Origin of the sequence: Lutibacter sp. B1 (assembly GCF_012524075.1) — a bacterium.
In the GTDB taxonomy this organism is placed as follows: Bacteria; Bacteroidota; Bacteroidia; order Flavobacteriales; family Flavobacteriaceae; genus Lutibacter.
The window spans coordinates 1-1267 of record NZ_JAAZUI010000100.1 but is presented as its reverse complement, the minus strand read 5'-3'; the positions used below and the strand labels follow the sequence as shown (position 1 = coordinate 1267).

2 protein-coding genes are annotated in these 1267 nt (G+C 26.4%); one reads left to right on the top strand and one right to left on the bottom strand.

Annotated features, from left to right (window positions below; translation table 11 throughout):
• Nucleotides 1-642, top strand: a 642-nt coding sequence (locus HGB55_RS15035; protein WP_211047414.1) for a restriction endonuclease subunit S, incomplete at its 5' end; no start/stop codon positions are given.
• Here the strand turns inward: HGB55_RS15035 and HGB55_RS15030 are convergent.
• A partial coding sequence (locus HGB55_RS15030; protein WP_211047413.1) for a restriction endonuclease subunit S occupies nt 635-1267 on the bottom strand: 633 nt, incomplete at its 5' end. The two genes, HGB55_RS15035 and HGB55_RS15030, sit on opposite strands and share 8 nt — an antisense overlap.

The window sequence follows — 1267 nt, the reverse complement described above, 5'->3', positions numbered from 1 at the left end:
CATTTAGAAACCTTAATTAAAGGTTTTAGACAAAAGTTGTTTTCTCAAGAACTACGTTTTAAAGATGATAATGGAAATGATTTTCCTGAATGGGAAGAAAAAAAATTAGGGCATTACTTAAAACATAAATCAGTTAGGAATAAAAGTTTTGAAGTAATTAGAGTTTTAAGCGTAAGTAACTCAAAAGGATTTATTCTTCAATCTGAACAATTTGATAATCATAGAGTTGCAAGTAAAGATGTTTCAAATTATAAAATTGTAAAGAAAAATGATATAGCTTATAACCCTTCGAGGATAAATGTTGGTTCAATTGCAACATTAAAAGATTTTGAAGAAGGTATTGTAAGTCCTATGTATGTTGTTTTTAATTTAAAGAACACTTTGAATTTAACTTTTTTTGAAAATCTAATCACAACACATTTATTTAAACACTTGGTTAAAATTGGCTGTTCAGGTAGTGTAAGAGATAGTTTAAATTTTGAAGATTTAGAATCCTTTAAATTAAAATTACCTACTCTAAATGAACAAATCAAAATCGCTGATTTTTTAATTTCAATAACAAAAAAAAATGTATCAGAAAGAAAAATATTAGCTGAATTTGAAAGCCAAAAAAAATATGTATTACAAAATATGTTTATATAAAAAGTTGCTGTAAAAGATATTTTTTCTGGTCAGTTAAATTCTTTAAAACAGTCATTTCATTCATTAGCTTTTCATCAATTAATGATAAAAAAGAAGCTATTTTAATTTGTTCTTCAAGGCAAGGAAAATTAAATTTTAACTCTTTTACAATTTTAGCAGAAAGGTTTCCTTGACCACCTTGAATAAATGTTTGTACAATTCTATTCTTGGAGTTTTTGAGTAAATAAAATAAATATTCTTTATTTTGGGTGGTTTTGATACATAAAACAGCCTGATTTATTGCTCCTCTAATTTTTGAAATTGCCACTTCTCCACTCGTTGCACCGTAAAGCGCATATAATAAATCACCTTTATTTACCAACTTTGCAGATGAAGATTTCAAAGCTTCATCTGTGATAAAACTATCTACAGAATCATCTGAAATATTGCCAGAACCAATAAAAGGAATATCGCCTAAATAATAAGATTTATTAGTGCTTTTTGGAGTGCCCCCAGAATAAAAAGAACAAAAATATTTTAATTCCTTCTCTTTCCATTCTGGAAAATTACTCCCGTTTTCAGATTTAAATCTAATTTCTTGGGTAAATATTTTATGACTTAGGTTTGTTAATTGAACTTGTAAGTT